A 17,364-nucleotide genomic window follows, 5' to 3' on the forward strand; every position below is an offset into this window, starting at 1 on the left:
CCCTTGGCATATCGCTTGTGGGGAACGGCCGGGCGTTGTTGCGCCCGGCCGTTAAATGAGTTCGATCAGAGACCCAACCAACCGTCAACGCGCTCAGGGTTCGCTTCGACCCATTCGCGAGCAACCTCGGCCGGGTCACGACCATTGCCGCTGATCTCAAAGGCAAAGTTGCTGACGTCATCGGCTGTCAGGGAAAAGCGCTCAAAGAACTCGGCAATGGCCGGTGAGCGGTCTGCCAAAGAGTTGGACCATGCAATTTGTACTTCTTTCAAAGCGTCCTTGGTGGCGACATTGGATTTTTCGTACCAATCCGGGTCATCGGAGGGTTGGACCATGACATATTTTGCTTCATCAAACGTGGGTTCGCTCAGCATTTCAACGTCGAACTGATACCAGATCGCATGCGGTTTATAGCAATAGAACGCATAGCCTTCGCCCTTGGCGATGGAATCCTTGACCCGCGCCGTTTTCACGCTTTCTTCAGCGCGCACCGGCTCGACGAAATCGAGCAAACCATAATCGCGCACCTTGACCTCATTGACGTTGGCCGAGGCCCAACCGGGTGCGCCGATCCACATCTCGCCTTTGCCATTGCCATCGCTGTCCATCAAAGCCGCTACGTCCGGGCGCCCCAGATCGGCGATGTCGGTAATGCTGTTGGCTTTGGCGAAATCCTGGCTGACGCAGAAGCCCTGATTGCCTTGATAGGGGTTGGAGGAGAGCGTCACAGTGCCCGCACCGTCCACGTATTTCTGGGTAAAGCTCTGCTGGTTCGGTAACCAGACATCGGGGTGCACATCAATGTCGCCCTTGCCCTGATCCATCGCCTGAAAGATCGTGGCGTTATTGCCGGGCACCATCTCCGCGGTGCCGCCGATGCGCATCTCAACCACCGCCGCAAGCAGATGCGCGATGGCCTGTGCGCCCGTCCAGGACGGCACGCCGATTTTGACCTCCTCAGAGGCGAAGGCGGGCGCGCTCAGCAGGGCAAGCGCGGTGGTTGCGGATAGAAGGGTCTTTTTCAATGACATGTTGTGTCTCCTTGTTGGTGATTTTTTATTTTTATGTTGTTTGATCGTGCAGATCGCCTTTCTCGCGATCGTCGAAAAGCGCCACGCACCCGCCGGGCTTTCGAGATAGGGCGGTTTTCATACCGGCGAAATCTCTCTGTCGGGTGATGTCCAACATGCTGCCAAGTGCCCTGCCAGAAGGGGCGCAATCAAACGAAATGCCCCTGCTGCGTACACGTGATTTCACGGGCTGTTTCGTAACGTTGCCCGCCAGGCGGTTGACTGACCTGGTAGAATTTCTTTTGGTCGGCAACTGTTTGATCCGGATATCGCCAGAGGGCGTTTCCGATTTGGTCTCGATCACGGGCGTGGTCCTCCAGAAGCACGAGCCATAGCCTGCCATAGGGTCGTAAAGATAAATAGTGCTTTTTGGTTCGGCCAGTCATACATAAAGTATGCCTAAGCAGGAGAATTTGGATGGACTTGAAATGGCTGGATGATGTGTTGGTCTTGCTGGAGGAGGGTAATATGAGCCGCGCGGCAATGCGTCGCCACATCACTCAACCTGCCTTTTCGCGCCGCATCCGTAGCTTTGAGGGGTGGCTGGGCACGGATGTGTTGCAGCGGGGCGCAAATTCAGTGGAGATCAGCCCGGCATTGCACGCGAATGAACCAGAATTGCGCGCTCTGATCGCCCGCATCCGGGATTTGCGCAGCAAGATTGCGCATTTCGATCCGGCCAGTTCAACGGTGTCCCTGGCCGCGCAACATGCGCCGGTGTTTTCGGTCTTTCCCGATATGGCCCTGCACGCACAACAAAAGTTCCCCGCGTTGAAATTCCGTCTGCGACCGGGAAACCTGCGCGATTGTGTGACGATGTTTCTGCGCGGGGATGCCAATATGTTGCTGTGTTACGAATCCGAAACTGTGGGTCCGATGCCCTTTGGCCCCCGCATCCGTCGCGCGATTTGGGGTGATGATTTTCTCGTCCCGGTGATCGGGGGCGCTTTGCGGTCTTCGCTGTGTGATGATGGGACCCTGCCGCGCAACACGCCCGCAATCATCTACCCGGAAAACAGCTATTTTGGGGAGGTGCTTAATGCCTCCGGACGCCCCTTTGCCACACGCGCCTTTTCGGAAAACCCTTTTTGTGAAACTGCTTTCTCAAGTGGCATAAAACAGTTGGTTCTGGCTGGGATGGGTGTGGGATGGCTGCCTCATTCGATGAGTTTCAGCGAAATCGAAAGTGGTGAATTGATTTCGCTGGCCCACCATCTGGGCGAAGAACAGTTGAAAATTGCGCTCTATGCGGATGTGCGTGACGCGGTCGCAATGTCGCTGCTGGAAGTATGGAGCGCGCGGGCGGTCTAAAGAAACCGGATTTGACCAAATAAGGTGTTTGCCACCAGAAATCCGGGGCCTTCCAAGTAAAAACCGATGTAGGATGCCTGAGGTCAAATTCGAACCGCTATAAGGGGTCAATGACCATAGAGTGCCGCATATATGCCGAAAGCGCCCACCGCGATCAGGCTCAGCGCCCAGAGCAGATCGAGGTTGAACCAGGTCTTGGACAGAAACCGCAGCCCCAGCCAGAAATAGATGACCGCCCCGATGATGCCGCCGGCGACGGTCATGGCGAAGCTATGCACAAAGGCAACGGTGAAGGCGGTCAGGATATTGCCCTGCATCAAATCCGCCGCAGCTTTGTGACCGGTATCCGCGTCAATCCCGCACAAGCCTAGAAACAAGGGCACCAGCATCAGGCCCGCCCCATGCGCATTTGCCGCCAGAAAGGACCAGAGCGCCAGACGGGCGGGGTGGATGCGCGCGAGGATTCTTGGATGGCGGCGGTTGATCGTCAGATAGAGCCCCATAGCGATGACAAGCAGCCCCGCGCCGACGCGGATTTCCACCTCCCATTCGACCAGGACAAACATAAGCGAGAAAGGCAACAGGATCGCCAGCATCGCCAGAAAGTGACCAAGCGCGAGCAAACCTAAAGCCTTTGGCAGCGCGCGGTGGCTGCGTTCCATCAAGGCGGCGGAAACGGCCAGTGGCCAGCCCATGCCGGGGTTGAGACCATGATAGAGGCCAGAAAAAATGACGGCCCACCAAAGGGCCGCCACCGAGGTTAATTCACTAACCATTCAGACCGACGGGTAACAAAAACTGTCGGTGGAACAATCGCCCCCTTCAAGCCGGATCTGATGCGCCCGAAGCCCTTTGGGGAAATCGATGTAGAAATCCTTGTCGAGCTCAAACCCACCCTGTGCACCGACGTTCGCCATGACCATCTGGCCACCTTCATCGTTGGGATAGAATTGATCGTCCCACGTGGAATAAAGCGAATTGGTCCAGTAAACCCGTTTCCCATCGCGGCTGATCTCGACCATCTGCGGTCCAAAGGCGAAATCCTTGCCATTGGGGTGTTTATGGTTGGCAACGATCCCGCCTAATTCGACCTTACCCGCCAGAACCGGGTTCATCGGGTCCGTGACATCATATTGGTGCATCTCGCCAAGCCCCCAACAGGCGACATAGAGATATTTGTCATCCAGGCTGAGGTCGATATCCGTGACCAGCGGCGGCACGGCCCCAAACCCTTTCAACAGGTCTGGCAGGTCGTCGGCATCTGCGGGAACGGGATCAATTGTGATGGTCTTTTTAGACTGCCACACGCCATCGTCATCACGCCACCACGTGAAGATCGCGCCTTGCAGGTTGGTGGTGTCCACGACCACGCCGCAGAACCCATAGGATTTGGTCGGATCATGTGCCGGGCGAATTTCCAGCGCCATCTGGTAGTTCTCACCAAAGTCCATGGTCTGGATGTTCTTGCGCGCGCGCAGGTCCCAGAAATGGATTGAGTGGCCGTATTTATTGGACAGAAGGTCTTCGGGCACCACGCCGTTTTCGAACTGCGGCGGCAGGCCCCATTCAGAGCTGACCATATAATTTTGCGGCAGATTCCACCAGAAATCATAGTGTTTGTCCTGCTTGCCGCGATCCATTTCATAGCGCCCGATGACCTCGAAGGTCTCGCAATCCATGATGAAGATGCCGGGGGGGCCATCCGTGCCATCCTCGCCACCGCCGCCAAGGGTGGAGACATAAATGCCTTCCGGGCCGCAGTGGATTGTGTGGGGGCGTGAATAACCGGTTTTGGCGAAAATCTCTTCGGGCTCGATGGTCTTGTGGATCTTGGCTTTCAGCGGATCCTTCACGTCGATAATGTAAATCCGCGAGGACCGGATGCCCGGCACGATCAGATAACGGCGCTCCAGGAACGCGTGACCGGTGAGCGGTGAGAGCGAGGAGGAGCAGGCATTCCAGCCGAAGTGGTGAAATTCATCGCCCTTGTTGGGGACGATCACCTGATGCACGATCTGCCCGTAAGTGTCTGATTTAGGGTTCACATCTACCACGGCGATGCCGTCTGATTGGGTGCCATCCGGGCTGAGCATGACGGTGAATGCATAGTTTTCCACCGGTGCCTGCATGGCGAGTTTGGGTGACGCGTGAAACGTCGGATCTGGCCGTAAGTTCATGGTTTCCTCCCGTTATAAGTCTGTTGGCTCAAGGGTGCGCGGTACTCAGCACCGCCCCCGAGGCATTTTGGCGAGATGCCTCGTGCATCTCTGTTGTGTTGCAGCACTTGAAGGCACCGCCGGGGTGACGCATCAGAATGTCACCGAGTTTGAGTGTGTAGAGATTGCGTTGCTTTTGGCCCAGCGGGGATGATCCCGGCGCAGCTCATGCGTTGATGCGGTGCCATCGATTATGTCGTGTGAGGGCGCGCGCAGCATGAGCCGTATACAATCAGCGGTATCGATCTGCTTATCCTCGTATCGCTCTTGCGCCCTGTCCCGCGTCACGGGGCTGCTTGTGACAGCCGCGATCTTCAACCGCGCAATCAAAGGATCAATCTGCACCAAACACCTCTCTCATGTGACACAGCCTGTTGAGACCCTGCGACCGGTCCGGTCTTAAAGCAAGTTTATTTTGTCGATCTGCCGCGCTACGGCAGGCGTCGCTGCGCGGCAGGGTTGTGCTGGTCGTGCCCTGATCCCCAAGTCTCATCCGGCTTTGCGCGGAATCCTTTGGGTTAGATCTTTGGCGTTAGGCGGCCATTTTGTCCATCGCCTTTCTGTGCGAGAATTCCATCGGGGTCAGGTTTCCCGAGCCTGAATGTGGTCTTTGCCAGTTGTAATCCTCCTGCCATTCTTCGAGCGTTTTGCGAGCATCGCCTAAAGCACCAAACAGCGTTTCGTTGAGGCATTCATCCACTGCCCGGCAGTGCATGTTTACATGCACGAGAGGGGCGCAGCTTGCCGTTGAAGCTTTCAATGAAACCGTTCTGCCGGGGCCTTCCGGGCGCGATGTAGTGCCAGTCAATGCCGGTATCCTGAACCCATTTGAGAGGATCGCCATGCTGGTGAACTCGGTACCGTTGTCCGATACAATCGTCGTTGGCATGCCGCGTTCAGTAATGATCTGATCCAGTTCACGCGCGACCGTTGACCAGACAGCGACGTGTCGGCCACCAGCACCAAGTTCTCGCGGCTGAAGCCATCGACAACTGCCAAAATGCGAAACCGACGTCCATCTGTCAGCGCGTCAGACACGAAATCCAACGACCAATGCTGGTTCGGTCCGTTGGGCAATGCCATTGGCTTCCTCGTTCCCAACGCGCGCTTCCTGCCACCCCTGCGACACACCTGAAGCTTCTCTCTTCACGATAGATGCGCCGCACTTTCTTGTGGTTCACCTCAAAGCCCTCCCGCGCAATCATCACGTGGATGCGGCGGCACCCAAACCGACGTCGTTCACGAGAAACGCGTTTGATTGCATCTCTTAGCTCAGCATCATCGCCTCGGCGCGACAGATGCGCGATTGAAGTCGTTGGTGCGGATATTATTCTACGCTCTTTCATCGGACTATAGGGTTAGTCCCATATATCGCGCGCACCAAATACTTGAAGAGATTCATAGTGCTCGATCGCACTTCACGGACTTAGAAAATGCCGCATTTCAAGACTATTTAATATTTGAAATTTGCGAACTTTTGTCTTCCCGATATGAAAAGACGTCGAATGGTGATATTGACCTAGAAACTTCAAACTTGCTGCTTTCTGCCGCCTTGCTACAGAGCGATCTTCTTTCACACCAACCGGTTGTTCAGGAAATTCTGCGAGATTTGGAAGCTAGGTCTGACATCGGTTATTTTTTCTTCATTACTATTATGTTCATCTACGGAAATGACCCTAATCCTAGTGGCCAGAAAATTGGCGAACTCGCCGATCTAGTCACATGGACACTTGAGAATTCAAAGGCGTCATTTTTTGATGACTGCTCTGCGTATCTGTTACTATGCGATTTCATCAGCTGCCCGTTTGTCGATGCAAAGCTTCGTTGCGATCTTTTCAAGCGGCTCTTCCCTGGTAAATTACTTACTGAAAACGAATTGGGAATTTTGGGCAAGAATATCGGATTTGTTGACTGGAGGGGTGCCCGGACCAGCCACTACTTAAGGCGTAAACGCTTGCAACCTGTGTATCACGCCGTCTAGCATGGTTATGGAAGTGGGATTCTTGCCGAAGATATGTCTGATGAGCACCCTCTTACGACGCTCATCAGACTTTACGTTTAAAGGTGACGAGCCAATATGACGGACCACACACTACTTGAGCGTATCCTGCTTCCACTTGCACCCCCTGCAATAGGAATATGCAAGAAGTTGGCACGATCATCCAAGCAAAATTGAAACTAGTTGTTACCTGTGCGTTCGGTGCCAATGATAAAATAAAGTGTGGCCTAGTCTCTGGATCAGTCGGTAGCTATCCCAAATGCTGCGCGACCCACAAACGGCAGCTTTGGGCCGATTGTGAAGTTTCTTATTTTGAAGTGCTTTCACCAATTGATGAACAACCAAATTAACCTCTACATTCGTATTTTCTGGGTAAGTGGCGTGAGCAATGGCAAGGTCGATTATGAGCATTGGTTCTTTTGAAGAAAAGATATGGGAAGTTCGTCTTGAACTTGTTCTGAACGCTCTTGCTGATACCCAAGAGCCCTTTCTTGAGGCATACTGGCAAGCCAACGGCCGCCCGACACAAATCACGTTTAATGGTCAGAATGAGACCCCATATCCAAGTGAAGACGTTGGCCGCCTGTACGAAGCTGCTGAGTTTGCGAAGCACGATGGTGATCAGGAATACTTTTTACCGCTTCGAACAGCTTTGGATCATGTAAGAGATGTAATGCGTTTACATCCGAGTTTGACCTGCGTTTCGAGCACTGTGTTTGGAGATGATGGTTTGCAGATCGGCATCCTCAATGCACGCTCGTTCACAAGTTTGAGCCGTCTGATAGTGGGACAAATGGCCCGCCGTGATGCGTCTCCTGACAAGCGATTTCGTACTTCTATCATTGAGTTGAATTCACTTTTGCAGCTATCTGGGGGCAGGCAAAGCCACCCACTCTCTAACCGTTTGGATATTGGCTATGACATCGCACTGTTTCACGGTGCTCGTATTTTAGACACGGTCGAGCTTGATGAGGGATATTCATTGGTGCCCTATTCGCGCCTACGCGAGCACGTTGATGACGAATGGTTAGAGGATGTCGCACCTGATCAGCTCCGGCACCGCAACTGGGATTCCATTTGCGCAGTTGTGCATCATTTCCGTTGGAAGCCCGAAATTCGCCCCCCCAACTCCCATAATAATTCATTGGTCAGGAGAATGCCTCCGTCATTCGATGGGAGAGTTTCGGCTTTTGCAAACTTACTCGCCGTATCCACCGGAATGCCACATCGATGGATGATGACGATTGAGGGATGTGTGCCGCGTGCCTCAAGTGACTTGCTTGGGTTGATTCACAATAGCGGCTCTACGCGCAAAGGTCGTTCAACTGGCATTTGTTTGGTCCTTTTCGAGAGCCGCCGATAGTTGACCCCGGGTTGGTCAAGAACGCGCGCCAACACATATTTGAGACAGATGTTGGAGCCTACGCCGAGCTTGCACCTGTAATTCAACGGTTGGCTGAGGCGCTTGGCAGAGATGGGCGATATGCACGCGAAGACAAGGTTCTTGACGTTGCCGTGTCGCTGGAGCGGCTTTTCAAGCCAACTGGCAGGCGCATCAGTTTGGATTTACAAAATGCTGTCGCAGACACTCTTGGCACCAGCGATGAATCAAAATCCCAGTTCAGAGATCAGGTGAAACATTTCTATGATGTACGGTCGGCAATCATTCATGGCCCGGTAGACGCAAAGAAAAAGCAGCTCCTGACAGAAACAGGTGAGGCCTTTCAAAATGGATTTGAATTGGCTCGCGCGTCACTCATGAAAAAACTGAAGACGGAGCTTCTTTGATAGCATTTACTGCAACAAAAGAGACTGAATGGTCGCCCGGTTTCCACAATGCCGTCATTGGGGCAGCCGCAGCGAAAGCTCGCTTTCTCGGCATCACGTCGATGAAGCAAAAATGCTGCACGATGCTCGAACATCAGCTTTCGGGAAGCTGCGCTGCAGTGTCGATGGTCCCGGCAAATGTCCGGTATGGGCCGTTCGTGTCGCTAGCCACAGCCAAGATCGGGCGGATGCTGCGCTGCATCCGATGTCGGCTTGGAGCCGATTGTGTTGAAAAACTCAGTGTTTCGCCGTGAGTGGTCAATTTGCAAGAGTATCGTCCCGCGAATTGGTCATATCGTAAACGATGTTTGTAAAACGGTCGCATACGAGAACGAAGTTCCAAATTTTCAATACGATTTTCCAATCGAAGAGTTTTTCAACACAATCAGCCCAGACCTACATCTTTCTGTTGCGCAGCGAATGGCGGGTTCTGGGAAATGGTAGATTGTAAACTTCACCCAAGGTAATCGATAATGGGACAGTCAGGCATGTGGTCGCCACGGCATGATGTCACCAGATGAGCCAACTCATCATGCAGGGACTGAAGCTCTCGCGGCTTCTCTTCGATCTCTTCCAATCGCTTAGATGCGATCCGTTTCACTTCCGAACTAGTGCGGTCCTGATCTTGATAGAGGCTAAGCAGTTCGCGGCATCCTTCGATGCTGAACCCGAACGCCCGTGATCGTCTGACGAACACCAGTTTACGCACGGTCGCATCATCATAGGTGCGGTATCCTGCACTCGATCGGGACGGCGCTTCGACCAACTTGATGTCGGCGTAATAACGCACAGTTTTGACGGGGAGACCCGCCGCCTTTGATGCAGCAGAGATATTCATAAAACTCACCCTTGACCTTCCAGTTACTGGAGAGATTAGGTTGATGATGAATGAGTTTCAAGTGTGCCATTTGTCATGGATGCCTGCACCCACATAAGGATTTGATACATGCCCAAGGATATCGCCGCCAAAACTGCCACCCTCTATCGGATGGTAATGACCGACCACATGTGTCCCTACGGATTGAAGTCGAAAGACTTGCTGGAACGTCAGGGTTATCAAGTGGATGACCGCCACCTCACCAGCCGTGACAAGGTTGATGCGTTCAAAGCCAAGCATGATGTGAAGACGACGCCACAGGTGTTCATTGATGAAACCCGCATCGGTGGGTTCGATGACCTGAGCACACATCTAGGAAAGGTCCCCAAGTCCAAAGATGCCACGACCTATAAGCCTGTCATTGCTTTATTCACGGTCGCATTGTTGATGGCCATCGCTGTGACTTGGGTGGCGTTGGGTACCGTATTCACGGGGCGGACAGTGGAATGGTTCATCTCGATATCAATGGTGTTGCTGGGTCTGCAAAAGCTGCAAGACGTTGAGCGGTTCGCTACGATGTTCTTGAACTATGATTTGTTGGCACAGCGGTGGGTTCGCTATGGATACGTCTATCCGTTCGTTGAGACAGGGGCGGGTCTGCTCATGATGGCGGGTGTTCTCACATGGTTGTCTGCACCAGCGGCGTTGTTCGTGGCAAGCATCGGTGCTCTCAGTGTGTTCAAGGCGGTCTACGTCGATAAACGCGAGCTTAAATGCGCTTGCGTCGGTGGGGATAGCAAAGTGCCGTTGGGGTTTGTGTCGCTGACCGAAAACCTGATGATGGTTGGCATGGCGGTCTGGATGCTTTCGAAGCTGTGATAACAAATCGTTTGACCCTCCACCTACAGGAAGGCTTAGCGATATCCAAAAGGCGTAAGGGTCAGTGCTTTCAATGAAATCGATTATCGCAATTCAGGTCGGGTCAGACGAAGAATTGAACCAGATACTGGGTTTGGGTTTCTTTGGATTGATGACAATTGGCGCGCATCACCAACAGCATCATGTCATGATCGCGGCGGGGAGATCACCGCATTAACGTTGGATCGGTAGGTTTCAACTGTGATTTAACCATCTGCCAAACTACTGTTAACGAAGCGGACCTTCGTTTAGCTATGGAACGCTTCGATACATTGAGGATTTATTTTATATAATTAAATCAAATACTTAGATTATGGTGGGCGACCCTGGAATCGAACCAGGCGTGCGTCTCCGCGAGGGAGTTACAGTCCCCTGCCACACCTTGCGGCCTGTCGCCCACAACGCTCTTGCATTGCATGAGCGGTGAAGGCGTGATTACAAGCGGTGCCAAGAAGCGTCAAGGTGAAATCAGAACCTTTTTCGCGTGAAAACCGAATGGACCCGAAACATGAAAAAGCCCAAGTGGGTTGTACAAAAAGAGCAGGACAGGAAAGCCGAAGGTCGCGAGACGGTTTGGTTGTTTGGCCTGCATGCGGTGCGCGATGCGCTGATGAACCCGAACCGCGAAAAGCTACGCCTGATTGTAACGTTAAATGCCCAGAACAAACTGGCCGATGCGATCGAGCACGCTGCTATCACGCCCGAAATCGTTGATCCGCGCAAATTTTCCGCACCGCTTGATCCCGGATCCGTGCATCAGGGGGTCGCGCTGGAGGTCAAACCGCTCAATTGGGGGCGGCTTGAGGACGTATGCATCGGGCCTGCCTCGCCGCGCGTTGTGTTGCTGGACCGGGTGACGGATCCGCATAATGTGGGGGCTATTCTGCGATCAGCGGAAGTTTTGGGAGCCTCTGCGGTGATCGGCACGCGGCACCATTCTGCGCCCGAAACCGGGGCCTTGGCCAAAAGCGCGAGCGGTGCGCTGGAACGTCAGCCTTACGTGCGGGTGCGCAACCTGGCGGATGCGATCCGCGCGCTTCAGGACATGGGGTATATCGTTCTGGGGCTGGACGGGGAGGCCTCCCAGACCATCGAGGCGGCTGTTGAGGGTCGGCGGGAACGCCCTCTCGCCCTTGTGCTCGGGGCCGAAGGGCCGGGGTTGCGTGAAAAGACAAAGGAAACCGTGGATGCATTGGTGCGCATTGACGCGGCGGGGCAATTTGGCTCGCTGAACGTCTCGAATGCCGCCGCGCTCGCCTTATATGCCAGTAAAGCGCCGGGTGAGAGCGCGGCGCGCTGAGGGGAGCGAGATGGCCTATTCGACGAAAATCGCGACATGCTGTTATTGTGGCACCCGCGCGGCCCTTGTGCTGGGGAGATCCCGGCACGAATTGGCCTGTTCAAGCTGTGGGGCACCCTTGCATGATCTCAAACGGCTACCGCGCGAGCATCCGGGCAAAACCGAATTGGTACGCCCCTCCGCGGTGCGCAGATTTCCCCAAGCGCAAAGCCCATATGCTCCCCACCGGAATGCGCCTGTCAAACGGCGCAAGAAGAAGCGCAAGGGCTTCATGAAGCATCTTCTCGAAGAGGCTTTCGACGTCATCGAGGATATTTTCGATTGACCCCCGGAAATGCCGTCTTTCGGTCAGTTTTTAACTTTTCGTTCACAGAATTGCGAGACAGTCTGGATAAGCACTTCTTCGTGCTTATGTACTTGTCATGTCAGCGGGCCCGGAACGCCTGTTGAACTCATGACTGTCCCTCGTTCCGTACCTTTCAGCGCCCATGCTAATACAGCATCGGGCGCTCTTTTTTTCTGCCGTTCAGGCCTATAGACAGGTCATATGAATTATTCCGACGCTCTGCTCAAAGACATCCTGACGCGCACGCGGCGCATTGCGGTGGTTGGCGTGTCCCTCAACCCGGTCCGCCCGAGTTATTATGTCGCGCGCTATTTGACGCTCAAGGGATTTAATGTCGTGCCTGTGAACCCGGTGCATGAAGGCAAACAGCTGTTTGGCCAGACCGTGCGGGGCGCACTCAGCGATATCGACGGCCCCGTGGATATGGTGGATATTTTCCGCCGTTCCGAGGCCGTGCCGCCCATCGTCGATGAGGCCTTGGCGCAGTTTCCACAGCTGCAAACCCTCTGGATGCAAATCGGGGTTGAACATCCGGAGGCCGCCAGCAAGGCCGAAGCGCGCGGCGTCACCGTCATCCAGAACAGATGCCCCAAGATCGAGTATCAGCGCCTGTTCGGCGAATTGCGCATGGGTGGCTTTGCGACGGGTGTTATTTCGTCGAAACTCTAGGAACGCGCGGCTTTTTCCGCGATGCCGGATTGGGCCTGCCGGCTTTCAAGCTCCGCCAGAACATCCGCGAGCGTCACATCCCGCGCGGCCAGCATGACCATGAGGTGGTAGAGCACATCTGCCGCTTCCGACGTCAGCCCTGCCTTGTCACCCTTCACCGCTTCGATGATGGCCTCAATGGCTTCCTCACCGAATTTTTCGGCGCATTTTTCGGGACCCTTCGCCAAGAGCTGCGCGGTCCAGCTGCTTTTTGGATCCGCGACCTTGCGCGCCTGAATGGTGTCGAAAAGATCGTTCAGTGTCATATCAGCCTCATCGGTATACCGGCGGCGGCCATGTGGTCCTTGGCCTGGCGGATGGTGAAGTCGCCAAAATGAAAAATCGACGCGGCCAGAACCGCCGAGGCACCGCCCTCTGTCACGCCCTCGACCAGATGATCGAGCGTGCCGACCCCGCCAGAGGCGATCACCGGCACATGCACCGCGTCGGAAATGGCGCGTGTGAGCGGCAGGTTGAAACCCGCGCGGGTGCCGTCGCGGTCCATGGAGGTCAGCAGGATTTCACCCGCACCTTTTGCAACGACGGTCCGCGCGAATTCGACCGCGTCAATGCCGGTGGGTTTGCGCCCGCCGTGCGTGAAGATTTCCCATTTGCCGGGGCTGACCGTCTTGGCGTCGATGGCGACCACGATGCATTGGCTGCCGAATTGATCCGCCGCTTGCGCGACAACATCCGGGTTGGCGACGGCTGCCGAGTTGAATGAGACCTTATCCGCGCCCGCCAGCAGCAAAGCGCGCACATCCGCAGGCGTGCGCACGCCACCCCCGACCGTCAGCGGGATGTAGCAATGTTCCGCCGTGCGGGTGACGACATCGAACATGGTCGCGCGGTTTTCATGCGTCGCGGTGATGTCGAGGAAACATAATTCATCCGCACCCGCGGCGTCATAGGCGATGGCGGCATCGACCGGGTCGCCCGCATCGCGCAGATCGACGAAATTCACGCCCTTGACCACGCGGCCATCGGCGACGTCAAGGCAGGGGATGATGCGGGTTTTCAGCATGCCGGACTCATTCCAGGAGAGGGAATTTCTGCCCCGGTTGCGCGCCACGTGCAACACGCCCCAACGCATTTCGCGCGATCAGGATGTGAAACGGCAGAATGACCCTGAGATAGGCGCGCCCGCCGATGTTATGGGGGCGCACCCAAGTGGCCAGATGGATGTAGTTTTGCTCTGCCAGAACGCTCACGCGGAAATCGAGGTGGCGGTCGTTGAAACCGGCAATCACCTCGGTGTCACAGGACGATTCGACCGGAAAGAGGCCCAATTTCTGTTTGGACTCGGGTCCATCCGTCCTCAGGCCAAAGGGCGCGGTGAGCAGATTGCGCAAAGCCACAAGATTTTTCGCCCAGCCCGGAAAATCCACGATGATTTCTGCGGCCTCTGGCGCGTTCAGATCACTGGCAACCTTGTAGCAGTCCAGAAAATCCTGCGCCTTGCGCCGCGCGTGCAGCGGGCTGCTCGATGGCAATGCGCTCTTTGTGACCCGCGCGGGCATATCCATCACTCCTTCAGGGCTGAAAGCGCCGCTTTCAGATCAATCGCCCCATCATAGAGCGCGCGTCCCGAAATTGCGCCATTCAAATCTGCGCCACAATCGCGCAGGGCGATGAGGTCTTGCAGGGAGGAAACCCCCCCCGATGCGATCACCGGGATCGACACCGCGCGGGCAAGCACCGCCGTGGCCTCGATGTTGGGACCGCCCATCGCCCCATCACGCAGGATGTCAGTGTAAATGATTGCGGCTACGCCCGCGTCTTCAAAGGATTTCGCCAGATCGGTGACCTGCACATCGGTTTCAGTTGCCCAGCCTTTGGTGGCAACCAACCCGTTGCGCGCATCAATACCCACCGCGACATGGCCGGGAAAGCGGCGCGCGGCCTGGCGCACCAGATCGGGGTTCTCAACGGCAACCGTACCCAGGATAACGCGGGTGATGCCTTTTTCGAGCCAGGCCTCAATGGTCGCCATATCCCGGATGCCTCCGCCCAATTGCGTCGGCACAAGGCAGGTTTTCAGAATCGCCTCGACCGAAGCCGCATTGACCGGCGCGCCCTCGAATGCCCCGTTCAGATCAACCAGATGCAGCCACGCGCACCCCGCATCCACAAAGGCCTGCGCCTGGGCGGCGGGGTCGTCATTGAACACGGTGGATCGGTCCATATCCCCGTGCACAAGGCGCACAGCCTTGCCGTCTTTGAGGTCAATGGCAGGGTAGAGGATCATCATGGGCTCCTATCTTGGCGAACATTTGACGCTACGCGCGTCATGCACGTTTCATCCATGCTTTGCAACGCGACGCGGGGTCATGATTGTATGGGGGCAAAGGCCGGAGGGGGTCGTGCATAAAGGGGAAGGTGAATAGAGGGGCCAGGTATGGTGCCCGTCCAATGACGCGGTATATCCTGGAAAGATCGCATGAAGGTGTCGGGTGGGTTGATGTATTCCAAACAGGACAGGTAGTGGATAGCGCAATAGCGGTGCCAGACTTGGGGTGCACGGTAAAAAATATCCGCGGGGTTGGTGATCGGCGTTCCGGTTCAACGCTTCATTAACAGGTCTTGTCGTACAAAAGCACTTTCGCCCCTGACCCTCTTGATAGGTGTATCAGGTCTCGTTCATTTGTTATCGCCCTGGTGCACATATGTCTCATCGTCGCAAACCAGCCTCAGAAATAACACCGGAATATGAAGATAGTGGTCTGTTCAAAAGCAAGGTGGGACAGCTCGCCGTCGAGCTGGTGCCGCAAATGTCCAGAAATTCGCGCAACGATCTGGTGGTGCGGGGTTTTGCAAATCGAACCACGGAAATCGAGGTTGCCTTTGCCGGGCGGCGCGTAAAAGAGGCAGGCCCATTGGAGGCGCGCCTCAATGCGCTCATGAATAAACGGATACGCGAGGCGAAGGCTTTGGGTGAAAAGGCACCTGATATTGATCATGTGCGCCTGCCCGTTTTGATTGAAGGGGCCTGGCGACCCAGGTTCAGGCGCGATCAGACCGGATGGGAGACCCGCAGTTACTATTTGTTTGCAGCACGCTGGTCGATCCTGGATAACGAAGGAAATTCAGTCTCATTCGGCTCTCCCCCCCTTGTCGTGATGTCCGGCCAGCCGAAGTCAGACGCGCCAAAGCAGAGCGGGATGCAATGACTATTTTATAGCACCCTGTTTGGCGCAACGCAGATCGCCCCCGGTGCCGTTTCGCTTGGGCCTAGGGGCACCACCGCAGGAAATTGGCGATCATGTGAAGCCCGGCGGATTGGCTTTTTTCGGGATGGAATTGCAAGCCAATCATCGTGCCGGTGCCGATAATGGCCGTGACGTCACCGCCATAATCCACATGCGCCAGACGGTGCGCCGGGTTGGTGACGGCCATCTGATAGCTATGAACGAAATAGGCGTGATCGCCGCTGGCAATGCCATCAAACACCGGGTGCGCCGCGTCCAATATCAGATCGTTCCACCCCATATGCGGGACCTTGAGCCGGGGATCGTCTGGGGAAATCCGCGTTACCTCTCCCTGCACCCAGTCCAAGCCTTGCGTGTCTTCATACTCGCGGCCCCAACTGGCCATCAGTTGCATACCAACGCAGATGCCCATGAAAGGCCGTCCCTTGGTTTCAACCGCCTCGATCATCGCGGCATAAAGGCCGGAATGCCCCTTCAACGCCGCCATACAGGCCGGAAAAGCGCCATCGCCGGGCAGCACAATACGGTCGGCGCGCGCTACGACATCGGCGTCCCCCGTCACGATGATGTCACCGCCGCCCGTCTCGCGTGCCATGCGCTCGAACGCCTTATGTGCCGAATGCAGGTTGCCGCTCTCATAATCGATGATGGCTGTGAGCACGTCAGAGCGCGCCTTTGGTCGAGGGGATCGCATCCGCCTTGCGCGGGTCCACCTCAACGGCATCCCGCAGCGCGCGCGCGACCGATTTAAAGGTGGCTTCGGCGATATGATGGCTGTTGAGCCCGTGGAGCAGATCGACATGCAGGGTGATCCCGCCATGCGTGCTGAGCGCCTGAAAGAATTCGCGCACCAGTTCGGTGTCGAAATTGCCGATTTTAGCGCTCGGCACATCAACGTTCCAGATCAGGAACGGGCGGGCGGATAAATCAAGTGCTGTGCGCACCAGCGCGTCATCCATCGGCAGCAGGCACGCGCCATACCGACGGATCCCGCGTTTATCGCCAAGAGCTGCGGCCAGCGCCTGACCCAGCGCGATGCCTGTATCCTCAACCGTGTGGTGGTCATCAATGTGCAGATCCCCCTTGGCCCGCACGCTCATGTCAATCAGCGAATGGCGCGCCAACTGGTCCAGCATATGATCAAAGAAACCAACGCCGGTCTGGTTGTCGTAACTGCCGGTACCTTCGAGATTGACACGCACGGTGATCTCGGTTTCCGCCGTGGATCGCGTCAGGGAATGGCTGCGCATGGGGGACTCCTGCCCAATAGAATTGCGCGCCTTTATAACAGCCACGGCGCGCAGGCCAAGATGCCACATTCGGGATTGCGGCTTGCGTGCTCTATATGTCAGCTTGGGGCAGGGCGGTTTGCCCGGTCAAGGAGACTTCATGAGCACCTGCGTCTTTATCCAGATCCGCTGCACACCCGGCTCAACTTACCGCGTAGCAGAAGAAATTGCGCTGCGCGAAATCCACTCGGAACTCTATTCCACCAGCGGCGATTTCGACCTTCTGATGAAGGTCTATATTCCCAAGGACGCCGATGTGGGCAAATATATCAATGACCGTCTGCTTGACATCAACGGGATTGAACGGTCGCTCACAACGATGACGTTCAAAGTCTTTTGAGGGTCCTATTGTGC

22 protein-coding genes, 1 tRNA gene and 1 pseudogene are annotated in these 17,364 nt (G+C 55.6%); 11 read left to right on the forward strand and 13 right to left on the reverse strand.

Features of this window, described 5'->3' with window-relative positions; translation table 11 throughout:
- Positions 1–65: 65 nt before the first annotated feature.
- Both ROLI_RS04785 and ROLI_RS04790 read right to left on the reverse strand, forming a co-directional pair.
- The gene (locus ROLI_RS04785) at positions 66–1,031 is read right to left on the reverse strand and encodes a glycine betaine ABC transporter substrate-binding protein (protein WP_187430913.1); all 966 of its coding nucleotides are present in this window, start codon (positions 1,029–1,031) and stop codon (positions 66–68) included.
- Between the two features lie 31 nt (positions 1,032–1,062).
- Positions 1,063–1,374 (reverse strand): hypothetical protein, encoded by a 312-nt coding sequence (locus ROLI_RS04790; protein WP_187430914.1) that lies wholly within the window; start codon positions 1,372–1,374, stop codon positions 1,063–1,065.
- A 113-nt stretch (positions 1,375–1,487) separates the two neighbouring features.
- Here ROLI_RS04790 and ROLI_RS04795 point away from each other — a divergent pair, with 113 nt between their 5' ends.
- Positions 1,488–2,381: a LysR family transcriptional regulator gene (locus tag ROLI_RS04795; RefSeq protein ID WP_187430915.1), complete on the forward strand. Its 894-nt coding sequence runs from the start codon at positions 1,488–1,490 to the stop codon at positions 2,379–2,381.
- Between the two features lie 107 nt (positions 2,382–2,488).
- Here the strand turns inward: ROLI_RS04795 and ROLI_RS04800 are convergent, their stop codons facing one another.
- The 3 genes and pseudogenes from ROLI_RS04800 to ROLI_RS04810 all read right to left on the reverse strand — a co-directional run.
- Complete coding sequence (locus ROLI_RS04800) at positions 2,489–3,157, reverse strand: hypothetical protein (RefSeq protein ID WP_187430916.1); 669 nt, start codon at positions 3,155–3,157, stop codon at positions 2,489–2,491.
- Positions 3,158–4,558: a selenium-binding protein SBP56-related protein gene (locus ROLI_RS04805; protein WP_187430917.1), complete on the reverse strand. Its 1,401-nt coding sequence runs from the start codon at positions 4,556–4,558 to the stop codon at positions 3,158–3,160.
- Positions 4,559–5,162: 604 nt separating this feature from the next.
- Positions 5,163–5,943: pseudogene (locus ROLI_RS04810) on the reverse strand (IS3 family transposase); the annotation flags it as partial.
- Between the two features lie 188 nt (positions 5,944–6,131).
- On the opposite strand from ROLI_RS04810, the gene ROLI_RS04815 reads away from it, so the two are divergent.
- The 4 genes from ROLI_RS04815 to ROLI_RS04830 all read left to right on the forward strand — a co-directional run bounded on the left by ROLI_RS04815 (position 6,132) and on the right by ROLI_RS04830 (position 8,677).
- On the forward strand, positions 6,132–6,578 hold the full coding sequence (locus ROLI_RS04815; RefSeq protein ID WP_187432024.1) for a hypothetical protein: 447 nt from the start codon (positions 6,132–6,134) through the stop codon (positions 6,576–6,578).
- A gap of 421 nt (positions 6,579–6,999) precedes the next feature.
- A complete protein-coding gene (locus ROLI_RS04820) occupies positions 7,000–7,959 on the forward strand; it encodes a hypothetical protein (protein ID WP_187432023.1) in 960 nt (319 codons plus the stop codon).
- Between the two features lie 11 nt (positions 7,960–7,970).
- A complete protein-coding gene (locus ROLI_RS04825; RefSeq protein WP_187432022.1) occupies positions 7,971–8,384 on the forward strand; it encodes a HEPN domain-containing protein in 414 nt (137 codons plus the stop codon).
- Positions 8,381–8,677, forward strand: coding sequence for a hypothetical protein (locus ROLI_RS04830; RefSeq protein ID WP_187432021.1), 297 nt, complete (start codon positions 8,381–8,383; stop codon positions 8,675–8,677). Before ROLI_RS04825 ends, ROLI_RS04830 begins: the two co-directional genes overlap by 4 nt.
- 200 nt (positions 8,678–8,877) lie before the next feature.
- On the opposite strand, the gene cueR is transcribed toward ROLI_RS04830, so the two are convergent.
- The gene (gene cueR, locus ROLI_RS04835; RefSeq protein WP_187432020.1) at positions 8,878–9,261 is read right to left on the reverse strand and encodes a Cu(I)-responsive transcriptional regulator; all 384 of its coding nucleotides are present in this window, start codon (positions 9,259–9,261) and stop codon (positions 8,878–8,880) included.
- Between the two features lie 108 nt (positions 9,262–9,369).
- Here cueR and ROLI_RS04840 point away from each other — a divergent pair, with 108 nt between their 5' ends.
- Positions 9,370–10,119 (forward strand): glutaredoxin, encoded by a 750-nt coding sequence (locus ROLI_RS04840; protein WP_187432019.1) that lies wholly within the window; start codon positions 9,370–9,372, stop codon positions 10,117–10,119.
- Between the two features lie 353 nt (positions 10,120–10,472).
- On the opposite strand, the gene ROLI_RS04845 is transcribed toward ROLI_RS04840, so the two are convergent.
- Positions 10,473–10,556: transfer RNA gene (locus tag ROLI_RS04845), tRNA-Tyr, on the reverse strand.
- A 110-nt stretch (positions 10,557–10,666) separates the two neighbouring features.
- Here ROLI_RS04845 and rlmB point away from each other — a divergent pair.
- The 3 genes from rlmB to ROLI_RS04860 all read left to right on the forward strand — a co-directional run bounded on the left by rlmB (position 10,667) and on the right by ROLI_RS04860 (position 12,473).
- Positions 10,667–11,458 carry a 23S rRNA (guanosine(2251)-2'-O)-methyltransferase RlmB gene (gene rlmB / locus ROLI_RS04850; RefSeq protein WP_187432017.1) on the forward strand — a complete coding sequence of 264 codons (792 nt, stop codon included), beginning with the start codon at positions 10,667–10,669 and terminating at the stop codon, positions 11,456–11,458.
- A 10-nt stretch (positions 11,459–11,468) separates the two neighbouring features.
- Entirely contained in the window at positions 11,469–11,783 is a 315-nt protein-coding gene (locus ROLI_RS04855; RefSeq protein WP_187432016.1) for a hypothetical protein, read from the forward strand.
- A gap of 222 nt (positions 11,784–12,005) precedes the next feature.
- The gene (locus ROLI_RS04860; RefSeq protein ID WP_187432015.1) at positions 12,006–12,473 is read left to right on the forward strand and encodes a CoA-binding protein; all 468 of its coding nucleotides are present in this window, start codon (positions 12,006–12,008) and stop codon (positions 12,471–12,473) included.
- Here ROLI_RS04860 and ROLI_RS04865 read toward each other — a convergent pair.
- Genes ROLI_RS04865 through hisA form a run of 4 tightly spaced genes read right to left on the reverse strand, consistent with a single transcriptional unit; the run spans position 12,470 to position 14,760 of the window.
- On the reverse strand, positions 12,470–12,778 hold the full coding sequence (locus tag ROLI_RS04865) for a phosphoribosyl-ATP diphosphatase (protein ID WP_187432014.1): 309 nt from the start codon (positions 12,776–12,778) through the stop codon (positions 12,470–12,472). The two genes, ROLI_RS04860 and ROLI_RS04865, sit on opposite strands and share 4 nt — an antisense overlap.
- Positions 12,775–13,536, reverse strand: coding sequence for an imidazole glycerol phosphate synthase subunit HisF (gene hisF, locus ROLI_RS04870; RefSeq protein WP_187432013.1), 762 nt, complete (start codon positions 13,534–13,536; stop codon positions 12,775–12,777). Before hisF ends, ROLI_RS04865 begins: the two co-directional genes overlap by 4 nt.
- 7 nt (positions 13,537–13,543) lie before the next feature.
- Positions 13,544–14,032, reverse strand: a complete 489-nt coding sequence (locus ROLI_RS04875) for a DUF2867 domain-containing protein (RefSeq protein WP_187432027.1) — start codon at positions 14,030–14,032, stop codon at positions 13,544–13,546.
- A gap of 5 nt (positions 14,033–14,037) precedes the next feature.
- Positions 14,038–14,760, reverse strand: coding sequence for a 1-(5-phosphoribosyl)-5-[(5-phosphoribosylamino)methylideneamino]imidazole-4-carboxamide isomerase (gene hisA, locus ROLI_RS04880; RefSeq protein WP_187432026.1), 723 nt, complete (start codon positions 14,758–14,760; stop codon positions 14,038–14,040).
- Positions 14,761–15,178: 418 nt separating this feature from the next.
- On the opposite strand from hisA, the gene ROLI_RS04885 reads away from it, so the two are divergent.
- Complete coding sequence (locus ROLI_RS04885) at positions 15,179–15,682, forward strand: hypothetical protein (RefSeq protein WP_187432012.1); 504 nt, start codon at positions 15,179–15,181, stop codon at positions 15,680–15,682.
- 61 nt (positions 15,683–15,743) lie between these two features.
- On the opposite strand, the gene hisH is transcribed toward ROLI_RS04885, so the two are convergent.
- Together hisH and hisB are read right to left on the reverse strand one after the other, a co-directional pair.
- On the reverse strand, positions 15,744–16,382 hold the full coding sequence (gene hisH, locus ROLI_RS04890) for an imidazole glycerol phosphate synthase subunit HisH (protein WP_187432011.1): 639 nt from the start codon (positions 16,380–16,382) through the stop codon (positions 15,744–15,746).
- 1 nt (position 16,383) lies between these two features.
- On the reverse strand, positions 16,384–16,971 hold the full coding sequence (hisB, locus tag ROLI_RS04895) for an imidazoleglycerol-phosphate dehydratase HisB (protein ID WP_187432010.1): 588 nt from the start codon (positions 16,969–16,971) through the stop codon (positions 16,384–16,386).
- A 139-nt stretch (positions 16,972–17,110) separates the two neighbouring features.
- Here hisB and ROLI_RS04900 point away from each other — a divergent pair, with 139 nt between their 5' ends.
- A complete protein-coding gene (locus ROLI_RS04900) occupies positions 17,111–17,350 on the forward strand; it encodes an Lrp/AsnC ligand binding domain-containing protein (RefSeq protein WP_187432009.1) in 240 nt (79 codons plus the stop codon).
- Positions 17,351–17,364: the final 14 nt, after the last annotated feature.

The organism is Roseobacter fucihabitans, from assembly GCF_014337925.2.
Taxonomy (GTDB): domain Bacteria; phylum Pseudomonadota; class Alphaproteobacteria; order Rhodobacterales; family Rhodobacteraceae; genus Roseobacter; species Roseobacter fucihabitans.